Source organism: Mycobacterium sp. ML4, assembly GCF_054515735.1.
The window spans coordinates 85,509-108,844 of record NZ_JBTNSY010000009.1 but is presented as its reverse complement, the minus strand read 5'-3'; the positions used below and the strand labels follow the sequence as shown (position 1 = coordinate 108,844).

Below are 23,336 nucleotides of genomic sequence, written 5' to 3'. Positions count from 1 at the left end.
GTCGTTGTCACGGTGCGTTTCACCGTATTGACCGTTGGCGACAACTAACTCTCGGCGGAGGCGACGACGTCGGTGCGACCGAAGAAGAAACCCGCAGTGATCAGGATCTCGGCGGCGGCGTATGACCACCAGATCGGCACCGCCAGCGCCTCGTTGCCCAGGATGAAGCGGCTGAGCGCGATCATCGAATCCGACGCCGCGAAACACACCGCGCCCACCGCCGTCCAGATGGTGGGCATTCGCGCCAGCAGCGCCGTGCACACCATCGCCGACAGCACGGTGATGTACACCATCACCGGGACGGTCAGATTCTCCCTGCCCGTGTTCAGGTGTGGCCAGAGCCAGATCAACATCGACACCGCCGCCAAGACCACCACCCCGGCGGCGGCGATGCGGGGCCGCGACGGGGCCACATGGGGCACCAGTGCACCCAGAAAGCACATGTGCGCCAACAGGAACGAACCCAGGCCGAGCACGAAGGACATGGTCCACCAGGGGATCGCCAGCAACCAGTCGCCACCGGCGGAGAACAACAGGGCCGGTATCAGCCAGCGCCGCTCGCGGGCGACGGGGTGGCCGAGTGCGGCCACCGCCAGCAGTACCGCCATGGACGCCTTGAACGGCGGTTGCAGAATCCAGTGTCCGGTGAGTTCGCTGCCGGGCGGAAGGCGCAGCGCGATAACCGTCAGATAAATGCCGTAGGCGATCCCGGCCCAGCCTGCTGCCACCCAGCCGCCGACCACCAGGCGGGATGCGTACGGTACCTCCATGCCGACTTTCGACAACACCGCCTTGCTTCGGGGCAAAGAGAAACCCGGAGTCGATCCCATCCTGCTGAAGGTACTGGATGCCGTTCCGTTTCGGCTATCGAGCGAGGACGGCATCGATGCTGTGCGCCAGCGACTACGCGACCTGCCGCGGCGCGCGCTGAATCCCGAGCTGCGGGTCGAAGACCGGGCGATCGACGGGCCGGGCGGTCCCATCGACATCAGAATCTACTGGCCGCCAACGGAATCCGTCGCACCCGTGGTGCTGTTCTTTCACGGCGGCGGCTTCGTGATGGGCGATCTCGACACCCACGACGGCACCGCACGCCAGCATGCGGTCGGCGCGGGGGCCGTCGTGGTGTCGGTCGACTACCGGCTCGCACCCGAGCACCCCTACCCCGCCGCCGTCGAGGACGCCTGGGCCGCAACGCGATGGGTCGCCGAGTTCGGCGGCGAGCTGGGCGCCGACACCAGCCGGATCGCAGTCGCGGGCGACTCGGCGGGCGGCACCATCGCTGCGGCGGTCGCGCAGCGGGCCCGCGACGAAGGCGCGCCGGCCATCGCTTTTCAACTGCTGTGGTACCCCTCCACCATGTGGGATTCCTCGCTGCCCTCGTTCACCGAGAATGCCGATGCGCTGATCCTGGACGCGAAGGCCGTCGCCCAGTTCTCCCGTTGGTACGCAGGCGATGTCGACACGTCGAACCCGCCGGCCGCCATGGCCCCGGGCCGGGCGGATGATTTCTCGCAGCTGCCGCCGGCCTACGTCGCCGTCGCCGGCCACGACCCGCTGCGCGACGACGGCATCCGGTACGGAGAGCTGTTGGCGGGTGCCGGTGTGCCCACCGAAGTGCATAACGCCGTGACCATGGTGCACGGCTACGTCGGTTATGCCGGCGTGGTTCCCGCCGCCACCGAGGCGATGGATCGCGGTCTGGCCGCTTTGCGCGTTGCGCTTCACGGATAGTCGCCCAAAATCGTACGGTGGTTTCATGACGGACCCGACCAACGCCCGACCGGAAATCGATCCGCTGCTCAAGATGCTGCTCGACGCCGTTCCGCTGACCTTCAAAGCGTCCGACGGTGTCGAGGTTGCCCGCGCCCAACTCGCCGCACTGAAGGCGCCTCCGGAGTTGCTGCCTGATCTGCGTATCGAGGACCGCACGGTCGGCTACGGCGACCGCACCGATATTCCGGTGCGGATTTACTGGCCACCCACCGCAGCGCAGGAGAATCTGCCGGTGGTCGTCTTCTACCACGGTGGCGGCTGGGCTCTCGGCGACCTGGACACCCATGACCACGTCGCGCGTGCCCACGCCGTCGGCGCCGACGCCATCGTGGTGTCGGTGGATTATCGGCTAGCGCCCGAACACCCCCATCCCGCCGGGGTCCACGACAGCTGGGCGGCACTGCAATGGGTGGGCGACAACGCCGCCGAACTCGGCGGTGACCCGAACCGCATCGCCGTCGCCGGCGATTCGGCCGGCGGCAACATCTCGGCCATCATGGCCCAAAGGGCCCGCGACAACGGCGGACCTTCGGTGATCTTCCAGTTGCTTTGGTACCCATCCTGCATCGGCGACCGGACGCTGCCGTCGTTCATCGAGAACGCCAACGCGCACATTCTGGATGACGACGTCATCGACGCCTTCCTGAGCTGGTACGTCCCGCATATCGACGTCAGCGACCACACCGCGCTGCCGCCTGATCTCGCTCCCGGTAACGGTATTCTCACCGACCTGCCACCGGCCTTCATCGGCACGGCCCACCACGACCCGCTGCGCGACGACGGCGCAGTGTATGCCGAGTTGCTTAGCGCTGCAGGCGTTCCCGTGGAGTTGGTCAACGAGCCGAACATGGTGCACGGCTATGTCAGCTTCGGCTTGGTGGTGCCCGCGGCCGCCCAGGCGACCAACCGCGGTCTGACGGCGTTGAAGAAAGCCTTGTACTCGTGAAAGTTGTTGCCTGACAGTTTATTCTCTGGTTCAGCGATACGCCGACTCGGGCAATGTGGCGTGGGCGGCAGTGCCGTCGTCGTGGGCAACAGAGGCGGCCATCGTAGGGCCGGCGGGATGAGCGGATCTTCTGCGCCGGCGGGCCCGGCGGGGCCGGCGAAAACGGGGGGCGCCGCTCAGTAAATCGGCGACGACCGCCCGGGGGAAAGGGCGGGCCGGGCCGGCAGCATCGGAGCGGCGGTTGAGCCCGACGGGGTTGTGGGCGCGGAATTCTATCGGGCAATACGGGCGCACTCGGCTGACCAGCTTTGGCTCAACGTAGGCTGAGACGGACAGCAGTAAGCCGAAGAGCGGCAACCGTCATCGGAGGAACACGCCATGGATGACGCACCCGATCACCACATCCTGATCGTCGGCGCCGGATTCTCCGGCATCGGCGCCGCCATCAAGCTCGACGAGGCGGGATTCACCGATTATCTGATCGTCGAGGCCGGCGAAGGTGTCGGCGGCACCTGGTACTGGAACACCTATCCCGGTATCGCGGTCGACATCCCGTCCTTCTCCTACCAGTTCTCGTTCGAGCAGAGCCCCGATTGGTCGCGCACCTACGCGCCCGGGCATGAGCTGCGGGCCTACGCCGAGCACTGCGTCGACAAGTACGGCATCCGCTCGCGAATCCGGTTCAGCACCAAGGTGATCGCCGCCGAGTTCGACGAACAGCACACCCTATGGCGAATACAGACCGACCCGGGCGGCGAAATCACCGCCCGATACATCATCAGCGCCAGCGGCGTCTTGACGGTGCCGAACTTGCCCGATATCGACGGCGTCGATTCGTTCGACGGCATCACCATGCACACCGCGCGGTGGGACCACACCCAGGACCTGAGCGGCAAGCGTGTCGCGATCATCGGCACCGGCGCCTCGGCCGTACAGATCATCCCGGAGATCGCACCCGTTGTCTCGCGCCTCACCGTTTTTCAGCGCACGCCGATCTGGTGTTTTCCCAAGTTCGACGTCCCGTTGCCGGCGGCGGCACGTTGGGCGATGCGGATTCCCGGCGGCAAGGCGGTGCAACGGGCACTCAGCCAGGCCTTCGTCGAGGCAACCTTCCCGATCGCCGCGCACTACTTCAAGGTATTTCCGCTGGCCAAGTGGATGGCCGCGGCGGGCCGGCGCTACCTGCGCCAAGAGGTGGACGACCCCGACGTGCGTGAGCAACTCACTCCGCATTACGCGGTGGGTTGCAAACGGCCGGGCTTCCACAACACCTACCTGTCCACCTTCAACCGCGACAACGTGCAACTGGTCACAGCGCCGATCGACAAGATCACTCCGTCGTCGGTCGCAACGCGCGACGGCGCGCATTTCGACATCGACGTGCTGATATTGGCCACCGGCTTCAAGGTGCTCGACACCGACGACGTGCTGACCTACGCGGTGTCCGGCGTCGGCGGGCAGTCGTTGAGTCGCTTCTGGGACGAGCACCGTGCGCAGGCGTACGAGGGCGTCAGCATTCCCGGCTTCCCGAACTTATTCGCCATCTTCGGGCCCTACGGTTACGTCGGGTCGTCGTACTTCGCGCTCATCGAAACTCAGACACACCACATCCTGCGTTGCCTGAAGCGGGCCCGCGCGCAGGGTGCGACGCGGGTCGAGGTCACCGAGGAAGCCAATGACCGCTACTTCGCCGAGATGATGCGCCGGCGCTACCGTCAGGTCTTCTGGCAGGACAGTTGCCGGCTGGCCAACAGCTACTACTTCGACAAGAACGGCGACGTCCCGCTGCGGCCCACCACCACAGCCGAAGCCTATTGGCGCAGCAGGCATTTCGATCTGGAAGACTACCGGTTCACGGGGTAGGCGCGTGGCCGTCTGCGACTTTGACACCAGGCACCCGACACGCCGGCGGGGGTGTGCGTAGTTTCAATTTCGGCGCACCGGTTGGCCGCGGTGCACCGGTTGGCCGCGGTGCACCCCCCGCTAGGCTCAGACCATGGCGAAACTGTTTTCCCATATCGACGAGTCGCTCCGCGAGTTCATCGCCGAGCAAGCGATGTTCTTCGTCGCCACCGCACCATCGCGGGGCGGTCGAATCAACCTGTCGCCCAAGGGATACGCCGACACCTTCGCGGTGCTCGACGACCACACGGTCGCCTACCTGGACCTTTTCGGCAGCGGTGTGGAAACCATTGCGCACCTTCGCGATAACGGCCGCATTACCCTGATGTTCTGCTCGTTCACCCGCAACTCACGCATTCTGCGGCTATTCGGCAGCGGGCGGGTGCTGCGGCCCGATGACGACGAGTTCGCGCGGGTGCGCGCCCATTTCGGCGAGCTGCGTCCCGGAATCCGGGCCGCCATCGTCGTCGACGTGGAACGGATCGCCGACGCGTGCGGATTCGCGGTGCCCTACTACGAGCTCGTCGACGACCGGCCGGTGCTCGAGAACTACCACAGCAAGCAGCCGCTCGAGGCCTACTCCGGCACCATCGGCCGCAATCAGCACAGCATCGACGGGCTGGCCGGGCTGGACCCGGACCACCCGCTGCCGCCGCTCCCCTAACCCGCGCGAGCAGACACAAACTCGCGTTAGCGGGACCCGCCGTGTGCGACTTTGCGACTGCTCGCGCAGGGGATCTCTAGATCGCGCGCTTGAGGTCGTCGACCTTGTCCAGCTGCTCCCACGGCAACTCGATGTCGGTGCGACCGAAGTGGCCGTACGCGGCCGTCTGCGCGTAGATCGGGCGCAGCAGGTTCAGGTCGCGAATGATCGCACCCGGCCGCAGGTCGAACACCTCCGGGATGATCTTCTCGATCTTCACCGGGTCGACCGCTTCGGTACCGAACGTCTCGATGAACAGACCGACCGGGGCCGCCTTGCCGATGGCATAAGCCACTTGGACTTCCACCCGCTCCGCGAGCCCGGCGGCAACGACGTTCTTGGCCACCCAGCGCATCGCGTACGCGGCTGAACGGTCCACCTTCGACGGGTCCTTGCCGGAGAACGCCCCGCCACCGTGTCGCGCCCAGCCGCCATAGGTGTCGACGATGATCTTGCGCCCGGTCAAGCCGGCGTCGCCCATCGGACCGCCCAGCACGAACTTGCCCGTCGGGTTCACCAACACCCGGGTAGCGGACGAGTCCAAGGTCTCGTGGGCCAGCTCCTCCAGCACGCTCTTGAGCACATGCTGACGGATGTCGGGGTCCAGCGTCTTCCCCAGGTCGATGCCGTCGGCGTGCTGGGTGGAGACCACCACGGTGTCCAACCGCACCGGCACGTTGTCCTCGTAGGCGATGGTGACCTGCGTCTTGCCGTCCGGGCGCAGGTAGGGCAGCGTGCCGTTCTTGCGGACCTCGGTCAGCCGCCGCGACAGGCGGTGGGCCAGCGCGATGGGCAACGGCATCAACTCGGGGGTGTCGTTGATCGCATACCCGAACATCAGTCCCTGATCGCCGGCCCCTTGCGAGTCCAATGGATCCGCCGCACCCTCCACCCGGGCCTCGTGGGCGGTGTCGACGCCCTGGGCGATGTCCGGCGACTGAGCGCCGATGCCGATGTTGACCCCGCAGGACGCGCCGTCGAAGCCTTTGTCCGAGGAGTCGTAGCCGATGTCGAGAATCCGCGCACGGACCGTGTTGGTGATGTCGGCGAACGCCTCCTTCGCCGTGGTCGTCACCTCACCCACCACGTGCACCTGACCCGTGGTCACCAGCGTCTCGACCGCCACCCGAGAGCGTGGGTCGCCCGCCAGCAACGCATCGAGGACCGAATCGCTGATCGCGTCACAGATCTTGTCTGGATGCCCCTCGGTCACCGACTCACTGGTAAATAGCCGACCTTTCTCGCTCACTCTTGTCCGTCCTTCCAGTCATGCCCGCCCAATTATTAGATAGACGAATGATTCTTCGTCCGTTAGCAAACCTGACCGCACTGCCGGTCTGCAAATTCTCGGGGATACCAACGGGCTGCGCTGCCCGGCACACGTTATCGGTGTTCGACGACGTCCCCGTGCAGGAACGTGGCGATCGCATCAACAATACGGCTCGCCATCAAAGTCTTGGACCCGTGCTGCAGCGCCGACTCGGTTCCGTCCGCCGCCAGCAGCCAGCCGTCGTTGCTGTCCACCTCGAAGGCCCTGCCGTCGCCGACGGCGTTGACGACGAGCAGATCGCAGCCCTTGCGCTGCAGCTTGGCACGCGCGTGGAACAGCACGTCGCCGTTGGCGTCACCGGTCTCGGCCGCGAAACCGACGATGGCGCGCATGTTGGGCAGCTGGCCGTGGGAACGGGCCTGCACCGCGCCGGCCAGCACGTCGTCATTGCGCAGCAGCTCGATGGTCGGTGGGCCCTCTTCGCTCTTTTTGATCTTGGCGGTGGCAACCTGGGCGGGACGGAAGTCGGCGACGGCGGCCGCCATCACCAGCACGTTGGCTTCCGCGGCGTGCTTGGACACCGCGTCGCCGAGCTGCTCGGCGGAACTGACGTGCACCACGTTGACCCCGGCGGGGTCGACGAGTCCCGCGGTGTGCCCCGCGATGAGCGTCACGTCTGCGCCGCGCTGCGCCGCCACCCGGGCGACGGCATAGCCCTGCTTGCCCGAGCTGCGATTGCCGATGAAACGCACCGGATCGATCGCCTCCCGCGTGCCGCCGGCGGTCACCAGCACCTTGCAGCCCGCCAAGTCGTAGGGCAATGCGTCGTGGCGCTCCAGCAGCAGGTGGGCAAGGGTGGTGATCTCCTCGGCCTCGGGCAGGCGCCCCGCGCCGCTGTCCGACCCGGTGAGGCGCCCGGAGGCGGGTTCGAGCACTACCGCCCCGCGACGGCGCAAGGTGGCGACGTTGTCGACGGTGGCCGGATGCAACCACATCTCGGTGTGCATCGCGGGCGCGAACATCACCGGACATCGCGCGGTGAGCAAAGTTCCGGTCAGCAGGTCGTCGGCGCGCCCGGCCACCGCGCGGGACAGCAGGTCGGCGGTCGCCGGGGCGACTACGACAAGGTCGGCCTGCTGGCCGAGACGTACGTGCGGCACTTCGTGAACGTCCTGAAAGACTCCGGTGCCCACTGGCTCGCCCGACAGTGCCTCGAAGGTGGCGGCGCCGACGAAGCGCAGCGCGGACTCGGTGGGGATGACGCGGACCCGGTGACCGGCTTCAGCAAGCTGGCGGACAACGGTGCAGGCCTTGTACGCCGCGATACCGCCGGAAACGCCGACGATGATCCGCTTGCTGTCCACGCCCGCGCCAGCCGTTACTCGCCCTCGGTGTGTTCGAGCAGGTCGGCGTGGATCTCCCGCATCGCGATCGAAAGCGGCTTCTCCTGCAACCCGGGCTCGACCAACGGCCCGACGTACTCGAGGATGCCCTCGCCCAGCTGGTTGTAGTAATCGTTGATCTGGCGGGCCCGCTTGGCCGCGTAGATCACCAGCGCGTACTTGCTCGAGACGCGGTCCAGCAACTCGTCGATGGGCGGGTTGGTGATGCCCAGCGGGGTGTCGTAAGCGCCCGCCACCCCCGCCGACGGATCGAACTGATCCACTGGGGCGACGGCGGCCAACGACGTGTCGGACTGCGGAATGGTCACGTAGAAAATCTCCTGGCGTTCGGGAAGTTCGTGTTGCGTTGCAGCGGTTTTGGACGGCGAAAAAACTGATTGTGAATTCTGGGATCCGTTTAAACAGAGTCCGGGACGGTTCCCACCAGCAAGGATACCAATTCCGTGCACGCAGACTCTAATCGACTGTTCACCACCACCACGTCGAAGTCGCCTTGAGCCGCCAATTCGACGCGCGCGGTGTCCAGCCGGCGGCGGATGACGTCGGGCGTCTCGGTACCCCGGCCGATCAGCCTGGCTTGAAGATCCTCCCAGCTGGGCGGGGCGAGAAACACCGTGAGCGCCTCGGGCATGGCCTTTTTGACGGCACGGGCGCCGGCCAGATCGACCTCGATGAGCACCGGCAGGCCGGCTTCGGTGGCTGCCCGCACCGGCGCCGCCAAGGTGCCCGACCGGTGTAATCCCCCGTGAATATCCGCCCACTCGAGCAGTTCGCCCTGGTCGATCAGTTGCTGGAAACGCTCGGGACTGACGAAGTGGTAGTCGACGCCGTCAACCTCCCCCGGCCGTGGTGCTCGCGTCGTGGCCGAGACGCTGAAATGCAGGTTCGGTATCCGCTCCCGCAGACACCGGACCACCGTCGACTTGCCGACCGCGGAGGGACCGGACAGCACGACCACACGTCCTGCCTCCGGTCCCCCGCCGGCGCTCACCGGCGCTCCTGGGGTCTGGAGTCCGGCTAGGAGCCGAACTTTTCCAGCAGTGCCTTGCGCTGACGGTCGCCCAGACCACGCAGACGGCGAGTCGGCGCGATTTCGAGTTCGGTCATGATTTCCTGCGCCTTGACCTTGCCCACCTTGGGCAACGCCTCCAGCAGCGCAGACACCTTCATCTTGCCCAGAACTTCGTCGCTCTCGGCATCCTTGAGCACCTGGGTGAGGTTGGTGCCGCCACGCTTGAGCCGATCCTTGAGCTCAGCTCGTGCTCGACGTGCGGCAGCAGCCTTCTCCAACGCGGCCGCGCGCTGCTCGTCGGTCAACTGGGGAAGGGCCACGATTCCTCCGTCTCTCATCGATATCGTTCGGATATCTGTCGATCTACTTCGTCTCGGCCGGATACTCCAGCCAGCGCAGACGACCGTACTCAGGCTTCCTGACGAAATCTAACCCGGCCCCCCGGTTTCGGCCACAAAATCCCAGCGTGGGGGGGCCCAGGACGCGCCACGACCGAGCGGTTTACCGCGCGGCACCGGCAGCAACTTGCGTCGCGCTCGGGGTATGAGCGATGTCCAGCAGTCGACTCCGATAACCCGCCTAGCAGCGGTTTCGCTACAAACTGCGCCAAGCGAGTCGTCGACTGCGACCGCGATGCACGGCGACGGCACGCGCCTGCGAGGCATGGTGCCGCGGATCACGCATTTCCGTGACGTGTTGCGCGTGTCGCGCCGCTGTTCACCGCAGCGCTTCATCGCACGGCGCGATACTGAGCCGGCACGATGAACGAAGCAACGGCGGGAGGCCCGTTCAACCGGCGCCGGCCGGGATCGAGGCGTGGGCAGGCGCGGTAACTTGCTCGCCGTTGATTTCGAAACACGGGCACCCGCGGCGGGGGACGCAATCGCACGCCAGTCCGTAACGCGTGCCGGCGGTGATTGGACAGGTGGCGGGCCAAAATCGACCCAATCTGCATTCGACGCCGCCTGTCAGTCGTCGCCCACAATGATGATCCGCGGGTTCTTGAGTTCGGCGACGTATTTTCTGACGACCGCGCGTTGCTCGGGTGTGTAGTCGGAGACATCGATACGGACGTAGTCGACCTCATTCAGATAGTCCGGTATTCCACGCATGAGATTATCAATGTCGAAATATTTGGCCGGGTTGGGGCCGATCGTGAAATAGGTGTCTTGCGTCGGGTCCCTGTTGTAGTCTTGCTGTTCACGAGCAAACCGATACAGATCCTCGAGAATCTTTGTGAGGTAGTCCCGCAACTTTTCGTCGTCCAGACCTGCGACGTGCGACGGCAGCTGATCGGCGATGATGTCGACCAGCTCAGCCCGGCTCGGATCACTGAGGTCCAGACCGGAGACTACGTTCGCCTCGACCAATTCGGTAAGCCAGGCAGTTGTCGAAGGGTCGTGCACCCGACTCGCCAAGAACTGCATGACATACTCCACCGCAGCACCGGAACTCAACCAATGGCGCTGGAGAAACCAAATGGAACCCGCCATGTCAGTAGTCTCCCACTATGGACACGTTCGGTTTGCCAAGACCGGCGATGAATCTTCTGATGATCGTGCGCTGTTCAGCGCTGAACTGCGAAACATCAACCGGAACAAATCCTGCTTTATCTATGTGGGCCTCAATGTCCTTGAAAAATTTTTCCATATTCAAGTACCTCCCGTCGAAATTGCCTACCGCGTCGTAGGTGGCGCCGGTTACCGGGTCAATCCAGTCGGCCGCGGGCGCCTTCCCAAACGAGGGTGTGCGATCGATTGCGCATCTGCAGGAACACGTCTTCCCACCGATCGGCAGTCGCGGTCCAATAGCGGCCCGCTTCGATCAGATGCTCGGTGTCCCAAGCCTGGATCTGCGACAGGGTCGGCAGCACCTACACCACCCGGTGTTGCGGCACAGCCGCGAACTCGGCTGCCGCCATCGCCTCGTTATCGACGTACCCCGCAGCCCCCGCCGCCACCGCACCGGCTGTCGCCTGTATCCGAGCCGTCAACGCCGCCGCGCCACGATCAACCCCGGCGTGAACCCCGCTCACCGCCGCCGCGCTGGGCTGGCACGGTCGACCCGGCGACGGTGGCGCCAGGATGCCGAGTTGAGTGCTGAGCCCATGCCATTGGCTCACGGTGGCGCTCAAGCAGTCGGCATCGACCCGCAGCTCAACCGATTGCATCCCGAGAAGTGTATTAGCCAAGCTAGATGCCGCAAGTCAACGTCGAGCCGGCGCGCGACAACGACCCACGTAGCGGGCTTCACTACGCCGACAGATAGGCAACAGTCTCCAGCATGCGTTCGCCGGCGGTACGCAGCTCCGTGACGTTCGGCCCGGCACGCAGCACCTCCCGCGACACCGCGGGCCACAGCTGGTGCGACCGTGCTCCACCGAGGCCGGCCAGCGCCTCGGGTCGCCCGCCCTGGGCTCCCACTCCCGGTACCAGCACCGGGCCGCCCAATTCGCTCAGATCGGGGGCATCCAGCACGGTGGCGCCGACGACCACGCCGAGCGATCCGGCGCTGTCCCCCTGGTTGGCGAGAGCGACGTGATCGACGATCAGCTGAGCGACCGTGCGTCCGCCGGCATCGGCGCGCTGCACCGTCGCCCCCTCCGGGTTGGACGTGGCGGCCAGCACGAAAACTCCCCGGTCGTGTGCCGCGGCGACTTGCAGCAGCGGCCGCAGGGACCCGAACCCGAGATAGGGCGAGGCCGTCACGGCGTCGGCGGCCAGTGGCGAGTCGCCGGCCCACGCCGTGGCGTAGGCGGCCATCGTCGACCCGATGTCGCCCCGCTTGGCGTCGGCCAGCACCAGCACACCATTCCCGCGCAATGCGGCGGTGGTGCGTTCGAGCACCGCGAACCCGACCGAACCATAGGCCTCGAAAAACGCCACCTGAGGCTTGACCATGGCGAACCCGGCGTAGGCCTCGACGCAGATTTCACAAAACGCGGCCAGGCCGTCAGCACCGGGCGGCAGATCCCAGGCGCGCAACAGCTCGGGGTGCGGATCGATGCCCAGACAGAGCGGCCCGCGGCTCGACCGTGCCTGGGCCAGGCGCGCCGCGAAGCCGGTCACTTCCTGATACCGATGGCGCGGTGCAGCTCCTGCAGCGACTGCACCCCAATGTCGCCGCGGATCCCGGCTTCGATGCCCTGCACCGCGGCCGAGGCACCCTGAACCGTGGTGATGCACGGAATGTTGAGAGCCACCGCGACAGACCGGATCTCGTAACCATCCACCCGCGGCCCGGAGCCGTAGGGCGTGTTGATCACCATGTCGACGTCACCGGCCCGGATCGCGTCGACCGCCGACATCGCCGGCCGGCCTTCCTGCGGCTCCTCGAAATGCTTGCGCACCTCATCGCACGGAATGCCGTTGCGGCGCAACATTTCCGCGGTGCCTTCAGTGGCCAGAACCCGAAAGCCCAAGTCGGCCAGACGTTTCACCGGAAAAACCAGTGATCGCTTGTCGCGGTTGGCAACTGAGACGAACACCGTGCCGTGGGCCGGCAACGAGCCGTAGGCGGCGGTCTGGCTCTTGGCGAAGGCCCGACCGAAGTCGCGGTCGATGCCCATCACCTCGCCGGTCGACTTCATCTCCGGACCGAGCAGCGAGTCGATCGCCGCACCATCGGAGCGCCGGAAACGGTTGAACGGCAGCACCGCCTCCTTGACCGCGATCGGGGCATCGGACGCCACGCTGCCGCCGTCCCCGGATTCGGCCAGCATTCCCTCGTCACGAAGCTGGGAAATGTTGGCCCCCAACATTACTCGCGCACACGCTTTGGCCAGCGGGATCGCCGTGGCCTTGGATACGAATGGAACGGTACGGCTGGCTCTGGGGTTGGCTTCCAGCACATACAGCACGTCGTCCTTCAGGGCGTATTGCACGTTCAGCAGACCGACCACGCCGATGCCATGCGCGATGGCCTCGGTCGCCGTGCGCACCTTCTCGATGTCGCTGCGGCCCAACGTCACCGGCGGCAGCGCGCACGCCGAGTCGCCGGAGTGAATACCGGCCTCCTCGATGTGCTCCATGATGCCGCCGATGTAAACCTCGGTGCCGTCGCACAGCGCGTCGACGTCGATCTCGACCGCGTCCTCGAGGAAGCGGTCGACGAGCACCGGATGTTCGGGGGACAACTCGGTGGCCCGGGTGATGTAGCCCTCGAGGGTTTCCTCGTCGTAGACGATCTCCATGCCGCGACCGCCGAGCACGTAGGACGGCCGCACCAGCACCGGGTAGCCGATCTCGCCGGCAATGCGGCGGGCCTGCTCGAATGTGGTTGCCATGCCGTATCTGGGGGCGGGCAGCCCCGCGGCGTTGAGCAGGTCGCCGAACGCACCCCGGTCCTCGGCGAGGTCGATGGCCTCCGGCGGGGTACCGACGATGGGCACCCCCGCGTCGGCGAGCCGCTGCGCCAGGCCCAGCGGCGTCTGGCCGCCCAGCTGCACGATCACCCCCACTACGCCCGGTCCGCCGGTGCCGGACTGCTCTTCGGCGTGGTATACCTCGAGGACGTCCTCGAAAGTCAACGGCTCGAAGTACAGCCGGTCGGCGGTGTCGTAGTCGGTGGACACAGTCTCCGGGTTGCAGTTGACCATGACCGTCTCAAAACCGGCCTGACTCAACGTGGTTGCCGCGTGCACGCAGCTGTAGTCGAACTCGATGCCCTGACCGATCCGGTTCGGGCCCGACCCCAGGATCAGCACCTTGGGCCGCTCGGTCTGAGGGGCGACCTCGGTCTCTGCGGCCGGGTCGAGTTCGTAACTGCTGTAGTGATACGGGGTCTTGGCCTCGAACTCGGCGGCGCAGGTGTCCACGGTCTTGTACACCGGGTGGATGCCCAGCCGCTCGCGCAGCGACCGCACCCCGTTCTCTCCCGCCAGTTCCGGTCGCAGTGCCGCGATCTGACGGTCCGACAGCCCGCAGTGCTTGGCATGGCGCAGCAGTTCGGCGTCCAGCACGGGGGCGTCGACCAGCTCGGCGCGCAGCGCCACCAGTTCGTCGATTTGCGCCACGAACCACGGGTCGACACCGCTGGCCTGTGCCACCTGTTCCACCGACGCCCCCAGCCGCAGCGCCAGTTCGATGTCGTAGAGCCGACCCTCGGTGGGAGTCTGCAACCGGGTCAGCACGTCGTCCACCGAACCGTCGGCGTCCGGCTTCGTCCAGAACCCGGCGCGGGTCGTTTCCAGCGACCGCATCACCTTGCCCAGCGCCTCGACGAAGTTGCGGCCCAGCGACATCGCCTCACCGACCGACTTCATGGTGGTGGTCAGGGTGGGGTCGGCGCCGGGGAACTTTTCGAAGGCGAAGCGCGGTGCCTTGACCACGACGTAGTCGAGCGTCGGCTCGAAGCAGGCCGGCGTCTCCTTAGTGATGTCGTTGACGATCTCGTCGAGGGTGTAGCCGATGGCCAGTTTGGCGGCGATCTTGGCGATCGGGAAACCGGTGGCTTTGGACGCCAGGGCACTCGAGCGGGATACCCGCGGGTTCATCTCGATGACGATGAGGCGGCCATCTTCGGGGTTAACCGCGAATTGGATGTTGCAGCCGCCGGTATCCACGCCGACCTCGCGCAGGATGGCGATGCCCAGATCGCGCATCCGCTGGTATTCGCGATCGGTCAGTGTCATCGCGGGCGCCACTGTGACCGAGTCACCGGTGTGCACGCCCATCGGGTCCACGTTCTCGATCGAGCACACCACCACCACGTTGTCGTGGCCGTCGCGCATCAGTTCGAGTTCGAATTCCTTCCAGCCGTAGATCGATTCCTCGATCAGCACGTTGGCGCTGGGGCTGGCGGCCAGACCGGCGCCGGCCATCCGGTCGACCTCCTCGACCGATCGGGCCATGCCCGAACCCAGCCCGCCCATGGTGAAGCTGGGCCGCACCACCACCGGCAGACCCAGTTCGGAGACCGTTTCCCGAACTTCGTCCATGGTGAAACACACTCGGCTGCGGGCAGATTCGCCGCCGACCTTGGCGACGATGTCCTTGAACTTCTGCCGGTCCTCGCCGCGCTGGATGGCGTCGAAGTCCGCGCCGATGAGTTCGATGTCGTAGCGTTCCAGCGCCCCGTTCTCGTAAAGGGCGACCGCGGTGTTGAGGGCCGTCTGCCCACCCAGGGTGGCCAGCAATGCGTCGATCTTGTTGCCGCGCTCGGCCTGCTGGGCCATCACCCGCTCCACGAACGCCGGGGTGATGGGTTCGACGTAGGTGTGATCGGCGAATTCCGGGTCGGTCATGATGGTGGCCGGATTGGAGTTGACCAGGCTGACCTGCAGCCCCTCCGCGCGCAGCACCCGGCAGGCCTGGGTGCCGGAGTAGTCGAACTCGCAGGCCTGGCCGATGACGATCGGCCCGGAGCCGATCACCAGTACGTGGTTGAGGTCCGTCCGCCGCGGCACTAGCGGTTCCCTTCCATCAGGTCGACAAACTGGTCGAACAGGTATTCCGCATCGTGCGGCCCGGCGGCGGCCTCCGGGTGGTACTGCACCGAAAAAGCCCGCCCGTCAGCGAGCCTGACGCCCTCCACCACGCCGTCGTTGGCGCACGTATGACTGACTTCAGCGGTGCCGAACGGCGTGTCGAAGGTTTGGCCGGCCTCCCCCTCCAACGCGAACCCGTGGTTCTGCGCGGTGACCGCGACCCGCCCGGTGGCGTGGTCGATGACCGGGATGTTGATCCCGCGGTGGCCGAACACCATCTTGTAGGTCGACAACCCGAGCGCGCGGCCCAGGATCTGGTTGCCGAAACAGATTCCGAACAGCGGTATTCCGGCACCGAGCACCTCGCGGGTGAGCGCGACGGTGTGGTCGGCGGTGGCCGGGTCCCCGGGCCCGTTGGACAGGAACACTCCGTCCGGCTTGATCGCGGCGATCTGCTCGAAGGTTGCCGAGGAGGGCAGCACGTGACTGCGGATGCCGCGCTGGGCGAAGTTGCGCGGCGTGTTGGTCTTGATGCCCAGGTCCAGCGCGGCCACCGTGAACCGCTGCGGGACGTCGGGTTCGACGACGTAGGCCTCGAGCGTGCTGACCTCTCCCGCCAGATCCGCGCCCAGCATCGGGCGCTGCCCGCGGACCCGCTCCACCAGCTCCTCGGACTCGGCCAGCGCCGCCCCGGAGAACACGCCCGCCTTCATCGAGCCGCGGCTGCGCAGGTGACGCACCACCGCCCTGGTGTCGATACCGGCGATCCCGACGATGCGCTGGCGGACCAGTTCAGCCTCCAGCGTGCCGGTGGCACGCCAGTTGGACGCGCGTGGCGACGGGTCGCGCACAGCGTAGCCGGCCACCCAGATCTTGTCGCCCCGGCTCTCGGCGTCCTCGTCGTTCCAGCCGGTGTTGCCGATCTGCGGGGCGGTGGCCACCACGATCTGGCGGTGGTAGCTGGGGTCGGTCAGCGTTTCCTGGTAGCCGGACATACCCGTGCTGAATACGGCTTCCCCGAGCGTCTGACCGATCGCCCCGAATGTAGTGCCGGTGAAGACGCGGCCGTCCTCGAGCACCAGTAGAGCTTTAGTCATCTGCGCCGCTCCTCCTCATCGCTTCGCTCTGCATCGTCGTCGGCGCGAGTCATCTGCGCCGCTCCTCCTCATCGCTTCGCTCTGCATCGTCGTCGGCGCGAGTCATCTGCGCCGCTCCTCCTCCAGCCAGTTCATGTATTCGTCCCGGTTGTTCGCCCGGAAGCCGGTGTCGATCTCGGTGCCCGACGGCAGCCGCCACCGGATCGCCAAAATTCCGTTGCGGGCGGCGACCTTACCGGCGACGCCGCGTTCGGTGCGGATGGCGGTGATGGATTCTTGCGGGATCCAAATCGGTTGCGCGCGAATGCGTTCAACCAGAATCCCCTCGGGATAGCGAATCAACATCGCCTTGCTCCGGTAGCCGAGATCGCCGACCGCGACCCGGTCGTTCCACGCCGGCGACAACGTGCAGCCCACGTAGAGGCCATGGGTGGTGACCTCCGGGGCACCCAGTGCGTCGGGCAGGGCCGGCAGTTCACCGATCAGGTCCACCTGCGCTTCGGCCCGGTGACGCCAACCCCGCATCATCAGCTGGATCACGACGGCCAGCACCACCACCAGCACCGCCGCGAAGATCAGCGATCCCACCATGGTGCCTGAATTCATACCGGGCACTTCCCATCCCGGGCGGTGACCTTCCCACGCAGCAGCGTCGCCGTCACCGTGGCCGGCAACGTCATCGACTCGTAGGGAGTGTTGTCCGACCGGCTGGCCAGTTCGGCCCCGGTGACCGTCCAGCTGCCCTCCGGATTGACGACGGTCAGATTCGCCGGCTCGCCCACCTCGAGGGGGCGGCCGTGGTCGGGCAGTCCGACAATGCGGGCCGGGTTCTCGCTCATCACCCGGGCGACATCGCGCCAGCTCAGCAAGCCCGGCTGCACCATCGTCTGCACCACCACCGACAGGGCGGTCTGCAGGCCCAGCATGCCGGGTCGCGCGGCGGCGAACTCCACGCATTTCTCGTGCTCGGCGTGCGGGGCGTGATCGGTTGCCACACAGTCGATAATCCCGTCGGCAAGGGCCTGCCGCAGCGCCAGCGCGTCGGAGGCCTCGCGCAGCGGCGGGTTCACCCGGTTGCGCCCGTCATAGCTGACCAACCGGGCGTCGTCGAGCAGCAGGTGATGCGGCGTGACCTCCGCGGTAATCGAAATGCCTTGTTCCTTGGCCCATTTCACGATCTCGACGGTGCCCGCGGTCGAGGCATGACAGATGTGCACGCGCGCGCCCGCGTCGCGGGCCAGCAGGGCGTCGCGGGCGACGATGGATTCCTCGGCGGCCCGGGGCCATCCGGCGAGTCCGAGGCGGGCGGCGGTGGGCCCTTCGTGCGCGACGGCACCGACGGTGAGCCGGGGCTCTTCGGCGTGCTGAGCGATCAGCACGCCGAGGCCGGTGGCGTATTCCAGCGCCCGGCGCATCACCAGCGGATCGTGCACGCAGATACCGTCGTCAGAGAACATCCGCACCTGCGCGGCGCCGGCGTGCATCATGCCCATCTCGGTCAACTCCACGCCGGCCAAACCGACGGTGACCGCGCCTACAGGATGAACATCGACCAGGCCGATCTGGCGACCGCGGTGCCAGACGTGGTCGGTCACCACCGGGCTGTCGGCCACCGGGTTGGTGTTGGCCATCGCGAACACCGCGGTATAGCCGCCCAGGGCCGCTGCCGCCGAACCCGTCTCGATGTCCTCGGCGTATTCGCGCCCGGGCTCACGCAGGTGGGTGTGCAGGTCGACGAACCCGGGCAGCAACACGTGGCCGGTCGCGTCGATGACGTCGGCAGTATCCGAAATGGCAAGCCCGGCACCGATCTCCGCGATCTGACCGGCGTAGCCGATTTCGTCGACGAGAACATCGACGGGATCCCCCTCGCCGTACAACCGGACGCCCCGGATCAGCACACTCATGCCACACCCTCTTTGTCCGCGGCCTCGGTCCCGACGAGCACATGGAACAGCACCGCCATCCGCACATGCACTCCGTTGGAAACCTGTTGCAGCACTGCCGATTGCGACGAGTCCGCCACCGAGGATGAAATCTCCATGCCGCGCAGCATCGGCCCCGGGTGCAACACCACGGCGTGATCGGGCAACAGCGCCTGGCGCCGGGCGGACAGGCCGTAGAGCGTCGAGTACTCGCGCACCGACGGGAAGAAGCCACCGTTCATGCGTTCCGCCTGGACCCGCAGCATCAGGACTCCGTCGGCGGCGGGAAGTTCCGCGTCGAAGTCGTTGGAGACGGTGACCGGCCACCCGTCGACACCCCGCGGCAACAGCGTCGGCGGGGCGACCAGCACCACCTCGGCGCCCAGCGTGTGCAGCAGCATGACATTGGAGCGGGCGACCCGGCTGTGCAGGATGTCACCCACGATGACGATGCGACGTGCTTCGATGCCGCCGAGCCGCTGGCGGATCGTCAACGCGTCCAGCAGGGCCTGGGTCGGATGCTCGTGCGTGCCGTCCCCGGCGTTGATCACCGATGGAGACCCATCGGCGACTCTGGTCCACTCCGCCAGCAGGTGCGCCGCCCCGGAAGCGGGATGCCGGATGATCAGCGCGTCGGCTCCCGCCGCACGCAGCGTCAGCGCGGTGTCGCGCAGCGACTCGCCCTTGCCCACCGATGATCCCGACGCGCTGACGTTGACCACGTCCGCGCTCATCCACTTGCCGGCCACCTCGAAAGACACCCGGGTGCGGGTGGAGTTCTCGTAGAACATGGTGACCACGGTGCGGCCACGCAAGGTCGGCAACTTCTTCACGTCGCGACCCACCAGCGCCTGCGCGAAGCGGTCGGCGTCGTCGAGGATCGCGATCGCCTCGTCGCGGGTCAGGTCACCGGCCGCCAGCAGATGTCTTGGGCTCATCGGGTGATCACCACGCCGTCTCGTCCGTCGTCTTCGGTGAGTTGCACGTGCACGCTTTCATTGCGCGAGGTGGGCACGTTCTTGCCGACGTAGTCGGCGCGGATCGGCAACTCGCGGTGCCCGCGGTCGACCAGCACCGCCAGCTGGACCGCCCGCGGCCGGCCCACGTCGCGCAGCGCGTCCAGGGCGGAACGCGTGGATCGTCCGGAGTACAACACGTCGTCGACGAGGATTACCAGGGCATCGTCGATGCCGCCGGCCGGGATCGAGGTTGCTTCCAACGGCCGCGGCGGTTTGATCATCAGGTCGTCGCGATAGAGCGTGATGTCCAGTGAGCCGTGGCCAACGTGCACGCCGCTGTATTCCGCGATGTTGGCCGCCAGGCGACCGGCCAGGGTAACCCCGCGTGTCGGAATTCCGAGCAGCACCACCCGGTTGGAATCCGGATTGTCCAGCGCGGTCTTTTCGATGATCTGATGCGCCATACGGGAAATGGTGCGACCGACATCGGCCGCTGACATCAATTCCCGCGGATCGTTGGCACCCATGCGAGATCTTGACCTCCTTCTCCGCCTCTCCGGACGGATCGTTAAAGGATGTCGACTGCCGGGCAGCCTAACACGGTCCGATGAGGGGTATGCGAGGCGCTCCGCTGCCGCGGGCCGCGATCATCGCCGAGCGGTTCACCGTGGTGGCCAACGTGCGAGGAATCGCGTCGACGAATTCGACGGTCTTGGGGGCTGGTACGGGGCCAGCCGGCTTTCGGCGTACTCAATCACCTGTTGTTCGGTCAGCGCCGCACCGTCGAAGCGTTGCACCCCCGCGTGCACCCGGCGGCCCTATGGCTCATCGGAGATTCCGATCACCACGACACCGGCGATGCCTGGGTGCCCCGCCCGAGCCGATTCCACTTCTGCTGGAAGGACATTGGCGCCGCTGCTGATTATCATGTCGGCGCGGCGTTCGACGATGTAGAGATAGCCGCCCTAATCCAGGTGGCCGATGTCGCCTGCGGGACGGAACCCGTCCCAGGTCGCCGACAACGGCGGCGCCCCACCCAGATAGCGGTAACCGCATCGGCGCGTGCAGCGAGACTGATCTACTGGCCGAACGAGATTTCGAGCAGGCTCTTCTTCTGCTCGGTGTATTCCTGTTCGCTCAGCAGTCCAGCGGCGCGCTGTGCGGCGATGTCGCGGATCGCGGCGGCAACGCCGGTCATGACGGTCCGCGGCGCTGCTATCACCTCAACCTCCTCGGCCGGCACATCCTCGTTAGAGCCGATGAGCTGAGCCGCCGCGGCGTTCTTCTGCCCGCCCGCGGCGGCCTGCGAACCCACCGTCGGTTGCCCGGCCATTGCGCCAATGCTCATCTGGTTCAACGTGTTCGACACGTTGCCTGATGCCGCCGGCCCCGCCGCCGGGTCCGCACCCGCCAACGGTGTAACCAGCGCGGTTGGGCGCACTTCGGCTGCAGCAGTGGCGATTTGGGTCCAGCTCGCGGGCACCGTCATTTTCCCGACCATGTTCGCCTGGCCGAGAGCCGCTGACAGCGTCGGCGTGGAAATACCGCCGGGGGGCAGGTTCGCAATGGGCGCCGCAAACGGCTCTACCCCCTCCCACTCGCTGATAGTCTCATCGTCATCGGAACCTGAAGCAGCGGTGAACGCGGCGAGAGGGAATTCCCCGAAGTTACCAATCACGTCTGCCGGTATGACCGCGAAAAGGGCCGAGGCGTCGATTGGCGCAATGAATAAGAGATCGAGCAAGAGCGTCACGAGTTCCAACTCGGCCGGTACCGACATCGCCGACAAGGCCTGCGGCACAACCGATATGGCATCTTGCGCAGTGCCGGCGAGGGTGCCGATTCGGCTTATCGCGGCGGCTTGGCCGGCCGTCCCGCCCGGGTCGGTGTTCTGCTGCGGAGGGGTGAAGGGAGTCAGCACCGACGCGGCTGCCGACGAGGCTGCGTAGTTGTACATCGCCATGCTGTCCTGCGCCCACATCTCGGCGTAAAGCGCCTCGGTGGCCGCGATCGCCGGTGTGTTCTGTCCCAGAAAGTTGGTCGCCACCAGCACCGCGAGCAGGCCGCGGTTGGCGGCGATCTCCGGCGGTGGCACCGTGGCTGCGAACGCCGCCTCGTAGGCGGCGACCGCGGTCCATGCTTGGGCGGCGGTCTGTTCCGCCCGCGCAGCGGTGGCGCTCAGCCATTCCACGTAGGACCCGGCCGCTACGCTCATCGCCACGGACGACGGACCCGACCAAGCCCCTTCCGTGAGTTCGGACACCGCCGACTGGTATCCGCTGATCGTCGTGTACAGCTCGTCCGCCACGCTCTGCCAGGCCTGTGCAGCCGCCAGCATCGGGCCCGCGCCTGGACCGGCATACATCCGCCCGGAGTTGACCTCCGGCGGATAGATCCCGAAATCCATTGCTGCGCATACCTCTTCTCGATGACCGCGGCAGTTGCCCGACGGGCGGTTCAGCGACCGAGCAGCCGGTTCTTCTGCTCGGTGTATTCCTCGTCGGTCAAAATCCCCTCGTCGCGGAGCTTGGTGAACTCACGTAGCTCGGCCGCGACTCCGGTGACCACTGCCCGAGGCTTGTCGCTGGGTGCCTCGTCGATTTCGCGAGATCCCGCCTTCTCACCGGCGGCCGCCGCAATTCGGGCGCGAGCGGCCCCGGTCGCCTTCATGGCCTCCTTGCCGGCGCTCCGGCCGGAACCAACCGTTCCGGCCATCGCTCGTCCGGCCATGCCCGCCATCGCCATCTGGGCGAGCAGGGTGCCTGTGCCGGCTCCCGCCGCCGGTGCGGCGGCGGCCCCGGACGGGGTACCGCCCAGCGCCGGCAGCGAGTACGCCACGGGGCGCACCGCCGGTGTCGCAGCGGTCCACGCTGGCGGCACCGATAACGCCCCGACGGCGTTCGCCTCGCCCAGACCGACCGACAGCCTCGGCGACGGCACCGTGCCACCCGGCAAGTTGAGCAGCGGCGCCGACAACGGCTTCACTGGCGCCAGCTCCGCGCCCGCGTAAGGTTCCACGCTATCCAACTCGCTGAGGACCTCGTCGCTGTGCAGACCCACCAGGGTGCTGTAGACGGCCACCGGAAGATTCACTATCCCGAGCACGGCGGCAGGCACGCCGATACCAATGGTAGCGATTCCCGCCGATACGCCGAAGGTGATGGCGGACAGATCGGCCAGCAGGGACAGCAGGAACAATGGGTCGTCCGCGGCCGCTGCCGGGGCCGCCGCGCTCTGCAGCGCGCTGGGCACCGCGGTGAAGGCTTGCTGGAGCGTGTTCGGCACGATGCCGGTGGCCTCGGCGGCGGCTTGGCCGGCCAATCCGCCCGGGTTAGTGGTCGACGGGGGTGGGTTGAACGGCGTCAGCGCCGTCGCCGCGGCTGACGAGGCTGCGTAGCCGTACATCGCCGCCGCGTCCTGGGCCCACATCTCCCCGTACTGTGCTTCGGTGGCCGCGATCGCCTGGGTGTTTATTCCGAACACATTGGTCGCGACCAGGGTCATCAGCTGACTGCGGTTGGCCGCCACGATCGGCGGCGGAACCGTCGCCGAAAACGCGGTTTGGTAGGCAGCGGCCGCGGCCTTGGCCTGGGCGGAGGTTTCTTCGGCCTGTGCGGCGGTGACTCGCAACCACGCCGCATACGACGCCGCTGCAGCGCTCATCGACGCCGACGACGGCCCCAACCAGGGACCAGCGGTCAATGCCGAAACCACCGACCTATACGAATTCGCCGCCGAATGCAGTCCGGCGGCGAGCGCAGCCCACGCCTCGGCCGCGGCCAACAACGGTCCTGACCCAGCACCGGCAAACATGCGGGCCGAGTTGACCTCCGGCGGATAGCTCCCGAAATCCATGGCTCGTTGCTCCCCTGTAATTCACCCCGGTCAAGGCGAGCTTATCGGCACCGCTCATGGT

General features: G+C 66.7%; 23 protein-coding genes and 1 pseudogene. 4 read left to right on the top strand and 20 right to left on the bottom strand.

Features of this window, described 5'->3' with window-relative positions; genetic code table 11:
• Window positions 1-44 precede the first annotated feature (44 nt).
• The gene (locus ACX9NE_RS12280) at window positions 45-770 is read right to left on the bottom strand and encodes a lysoplasmalogenase (protein ID WP_459363454.1); all 726 of its coding nucleotides are present in this window, start codon (window positions 768-770) and stop codon (window positions 45-47) included.
• Here ACX9NE_RS12280 and ACX9NE_RS12275 point away from each other — a divergent pair.
• The 4 genes from ACX9NE_RS12275 to ACX9NE_RS12260 all read left to right on the top strand — a co-directional run bounded on the left by ACX9NE_RS12275 (window position 769) and on the right by ACX9NE_RS12260 (window position 5,288).
• Complete coding sequence (locus ACX9NE_RS12275) at window positions 769-1,734, top strand: alpha/beta hydrolase (protein WP_459363453.1); 966 nt, start codon at window positions 769-771, stop codon at window positions 1,732-1,734. The genes ACX9NE_RS12280 and ACX9NE_RS12275 overlap by 2 nt on opposite strands.
• A 25-nt stretch (window positions 1,735-1,759) precedes the next feature.
• Window positions 1,760-2,722: an alpha/beta hydrolase gene (locus ACX9NE_RS12270; RefSeq protein WP_459363452.1), complete on the top strand. Its 963-nt coding sequence runs from the start codon at window positions 1,760-1,762 to the stop codon at window positions 2,720-2,722.
• A gap of 378 nt (window positions 2,723-3,100) precedes the next feature.
• Window positions 3,101-4,585, top strand: coding sequence for a flavin-containing monooxygenase (locus ACX9NE_RS12265; protein WP_459363451.1), 1,485 nt, complete (start codon window positions 3,101-3,103; stop codon window positions 4,583-4,585).
• 133 nt (window positions 4,586-4,718) lie between these two features.
• Window positions 4,719-5,288: a pyridoxamine 5'-phosphate oxidase family protein gene (locus ACX9NE_RS12260; protein WP_459363450.1), complete on the top strand. Its 570-nt coding sequence runs from the start codon at window positions 4,719-4,721 to the stop codon at window positions 5,286-5,288.
• Between the two features lie 76 nt (window positions 5,289-5,364).
• Here the strand turns inward: ACX9NE_RS12260 and metK are convergent, their stop codons facing one another.
• The 19 genes and pseudogenes from metK to ACX9NE_RS12165 form a co-directional block, all read right to left on the bottom strand.
• Complete coding sequence (gene metK, locus ACX9NE_RS12255) at window positions 5,365-6,576, bottom strand: methionine adenosyltransferase (RefSeq protein WP_459363449.1); 1,212 nt, start codon at window positions 6,574-6,576, stop codon at window positions 5,365-5,367.
• A gap of 134 nt (window positions 6,577-6,710) precedes the next feature.
• Window positions 6,711-7,961: a bifunctional phosphopantothenoylcysteine decarboxylase/phosphopantothenate--cysteine ligase CoaBC gene (gene coaBC, locus ACX9NE_RS12250; protein WP_459363448.1), complete on the bottom strand. Its 1,251-nt coding sequence runs from the start codon at window positions 7,959-7,961 to the stop codon at window positions 6,711-6,713.
• A 14-nt stretch (window positions 7,962-7,975) separates the two neighbouring features.
• Window positions 7,976-8,308: a DNA-directed RNA polymerase subunit omega gene (gene rpoZ / locus ACX9NE_RS12245; protein ID WP_459363447.1), complete on the bottom strand. Its 333-nt coding sequence runs from the start codon at window positions 8,306-8,308 to the stop codon at window positions 7,976-7,978.
• A gap of 89 nt (window positions 8,309-8,397) precedes the next feature.
• On the bottom strand, window positions 8,398-8,991 hold the full coding sequence (gene gmk, locus ACX9NE_RS12240) for a guanylate kinase (RefSeq protein WP_459363446.1): 594 nt from the start codon (window positions 8,989-8,991) through the stop codon (window positions 8,398-8,400).
• A gap of 26 nt (window positions 8,992-9,017) precedes the next feature.
• Window positions 9,018-9,332 (bottom strand): integration host factor, actinobacterial type, encoded by a 315-nt coding sequence (gene mihF, locus ACX9NE_RS12235; protein WP_036355303.1) that lies wholly within the window; start codon window positions 9,330-9,332, stop codon window positions 9,018-9,020.
• A gap of 648 nt (window positions 9,333-9,980) precedes the next feature.
• Window positions 9,981-10,505: a hypothetical protein gene (locus ACX9NE_RS12230; RefSeq protein WP_459363445.1), complete on the bottom strand. Its 525-nt coding sequence runs from the start codon at window positions 10,503-10,505 to the stop codon at window positions 9,981-9,983.
• Window position 10,506: 1 nt separating this feature from the next.
• Window positions 10,507-10,662 (bottom strand): hypothetical protein, encoded by a 156-nt coding sequence (locus ACX9NE_RS12225; RefSeq protein ID WP_459363444.1) that lies wholly within the window; start codon window positions 10,660-10,662, stop codon window positions 10,507-10,509.
• A gap of 58 nt (window positions 10,663-10,720) precedes the next feature.
• Window positions 10,721-10,885: a hypothetical protein gene (locus ACX9NE_RS12220; protein ID WP_459363443.1), complete on the bottom strand. Its 165-nt coding sequence runs from the start codon at window positions 10,883-10,885 to the stop codon at window positions 10,721-10,723.
• A complete protein-coding gene (locus ACX9NE_RS12215; protein ID WP_459363442.1) occupies window positions 10,886-11,182 on the bottom strand; it encodes a hypothetical protein in 297 nt (98 codons plus the stop codon).
• Window positions 11,183-11,264: 82 nt separating this feature from the next.
• Complete coding sequence (gene pyrF / locus ACX9NE_RS12210; RefSeq protein WP_459363441.1) at window positions 11,265-12,080, bottom strand: orotidine-5'-phosphate decarboxylase; 816 nt, start codon at window positions 12,078-12,080, stop codon at window positions 11,265-11,267.
• The gene (carB, locus tag ACX9NE_RS12205; RefSeq protein WP_459363440.1) at window positions 12,077-15,418 is read right to left on the bottom strand and encodes a carbamoyl-phosphate synthase large subunit; all 3,342 of its coding nucleotides are present in this window, start codon (window positions 15,416-15,418) and stop codon (window positions 12,077-12,079) included. The genes pyrF and carB overlap by 4 nt, the downstream gene beginning before the upstream one ends.
• Complete coding sequence (gene carA / locus ACX9NE_RS12200) at window positions 15,418-16,536, bottom strand: glutamine-hydrolyzing carbamoyl-phosphate synthase small subunit (RefSeq protein ID WP_459370721.1); 1,119 nt, start codon at window positions 16,534-16,536, stop codon at window positions 15,418-15,420. The genes carB and carA overlap by 1 nt, the downstream gene beginning before the upstream one ends.
• A 102-nt stretch (window positions 16,537-16,638) precedes the next feature.
• Window positions 16,639-17,142, bottom strand: coding sequence for a PH-like domain-containing protein (locus tag ACX9NE_RS12195; protein WP_459363828.1), 504 nt, complete (start codon window positions 17,140-17,142; stop codon window positions 16,639-16,641).
• A complete protein-coding gene (locus tag ACX9NE_RS12190; RefSeq protein WP_459363829.1) occupies window positions 17,139-18,443 on the bottom strand; it encodes a dihydroorotase in 1,305 nt (434 codons plus the stop codon). Before ACX9NE_RS12190 ends, ACX9NE_RS12195 begins: the two co-directional genes overlap by 4 nt.
• Window positions 18,440-19,399: an aspartate carbamoyltransferase catalytic subunit gene (locus ACX9NE_RS12185; protein ID WP_459363830.1), complete on the bottom strand. Its 960-nt coding sequence runs from the start codon at window positions 19,397-19,399 to the stop codon at window positions 18,440-18,442. The genes ACX9NE_RS12190 and ACX9NE_RS12185 overlap by 4 nt, the downstream gene beginning before the upstream one ends.
• Window positions 19,396-19,947, bottom strand: a complete 552-nt coding sequence (gene pyrR / locus ACX9NE_RS12180; protein ID WP_459363831.1) for a bifunctional pyr operon transcriptional regulator/uracil phosphoribosyltransferase PyrR — start codon at window positions 19,945-19,947, stop codon at window positions 19,396-19,398. The genes ACX9NE_RS12185 and pyrR overlap by 4 nt, the downstream gene beginning before the upstream one ends.
• Before the next feature lie 67 nt (window positions 19,948-20,014).
• Window positions 20,015-20,475 (bottom strand): annotated as a pseudogene (locus tag ACX9NE_RS12175) (AMP-binding enzyme); the annotation flags it as partial.
• Window positions 20,476-20,498: 23 nt separating this feature from the next.
• Window positions 20,499-21,827, bottom strand: a complete 1,329-nt coding sequence (locus ACX9NE_RS12170) for a PPE family protein (protein ID WP_459363832.1) — start codon at window positions 21,825-21,827, stop codon at window positions 20,499-20,501.
• 50 nt (window positions 21,828-21,877) lie between these two features.
• Window positions 21,878-23,275, bottom strand: coding sequence for a PPE family protein, SVP subgroup (locus ACX9NE_RS12165; protein WP_459363833.1), 1,398 nt, complete (start codon window positions 23,273-23,275; stop codon window positions 21,878-21,880).
• Window positions 23,276-23,336 lie beyond the last annotated feature (61 nt).

Coding starts and splice junctions, on each gene's coding strand:
- ACX9NE_RS12275 (WP_459363453.1), top strand. CDS start 769: ATGCCGACTTTCGACAACACCGCCTTGCTTCGGGGCAAAGAGAAACCC.
- ACX9NE_RS12280 (WP_459363454.1), bottom strand. CDS start 770: ATGGAGGTACCGTACGCATCCCGCCTGGTGGTCGGCGGCTGGGTGGCA.
- ACX9NE_RS12270 (WP_459363452.1), top strand. CDS start 1,760: ATGACGGACCCGACCAACGCCCGACCGGAAATCGATCCGCTGCTCAAG.
- ACX9NE_RS12265 (WP_459363451.1), top strand. CDS start 3,101: ATGGATGACGCACCCGATCACCACATCCTGATCGTCGGCGCCGGATTC.
- ACX9NE_RS12260 (WP_459363450.1), top strand. CDS start 4,719: ATGGCGAAACTGTTTTCCCATATCGACGAGTCGCTCCGCGAGTTCATC.
- ACX9NE_RS12230 (WP_459363445.1), bottom strand. CDS start 10,505: ATGGCGGGTTCCATTTGGTTTCTCCAGCGCCATTGGTTGAGTTCCGGT.
- ACX9NE_RS12225 (WP_459363444.1), bottom strand. CDS start 10,662: ATGGAAAAATTTTTCAAGGACATTGAGGCCCACATAGATAAAGCAGGA.
- ACX9NE_RS12215 (WP_459363442.1), bottom strand. CDS start 11,182: ATGCAATCGGTTGAGCTGCGGGTCGATGCCGACTGCTTGAGCGCCACC.
- carA (WP_459370721.1), bottom strand. CDS start 16,536: ATGACTAAAGCTCTACTGGTGCTCGAGGACGGCCGCGTCTTCACCGGC.
- ACX9NE_RS12195 (WP_459363828.1), bottom strand. CDS start 17,142: ATGAATTCAGGCACCATGGTGGGATCGCTGATCTTCGCGGCGGTGCTG.
- ACX9NE_RS12190 (WP_459363829.1), bottom strand. CDS start 18,443: ATGAGTGTGCTGATCCGGGGCGTCCGGTTGTACGGCGAGGGGGATCCC.
- ACX9NE_RS12185 (WP_459363830.1), bottom strand. CDS start 19,399: ATGAGCCCAAGACATCTGCTGGCGGCCGGTGACCTGACCCGCGACGAG.
- pyrR (WP_459363831.1), bottom strand. CDS start 19,947: ATGGGTGCCAACGATCCGCGGGAATTGATGTCAGCGGCCGATGTCGGT.
- ACX9NE_RS12170 (WP_459363832.1), bottom strand. CDS start 21,827: ATGGATTTCGGGATCTATCCGCCGGAGGTCAACTCCGGGCGGATGTAT.
- ACX9NE_RS12165 (WP_459363833.1), bottom strand. CDS start 23,275: ATGGATTTCGGGAGCTATCCGCCGGAGGTCAACTCGGCCCGCATGTTT.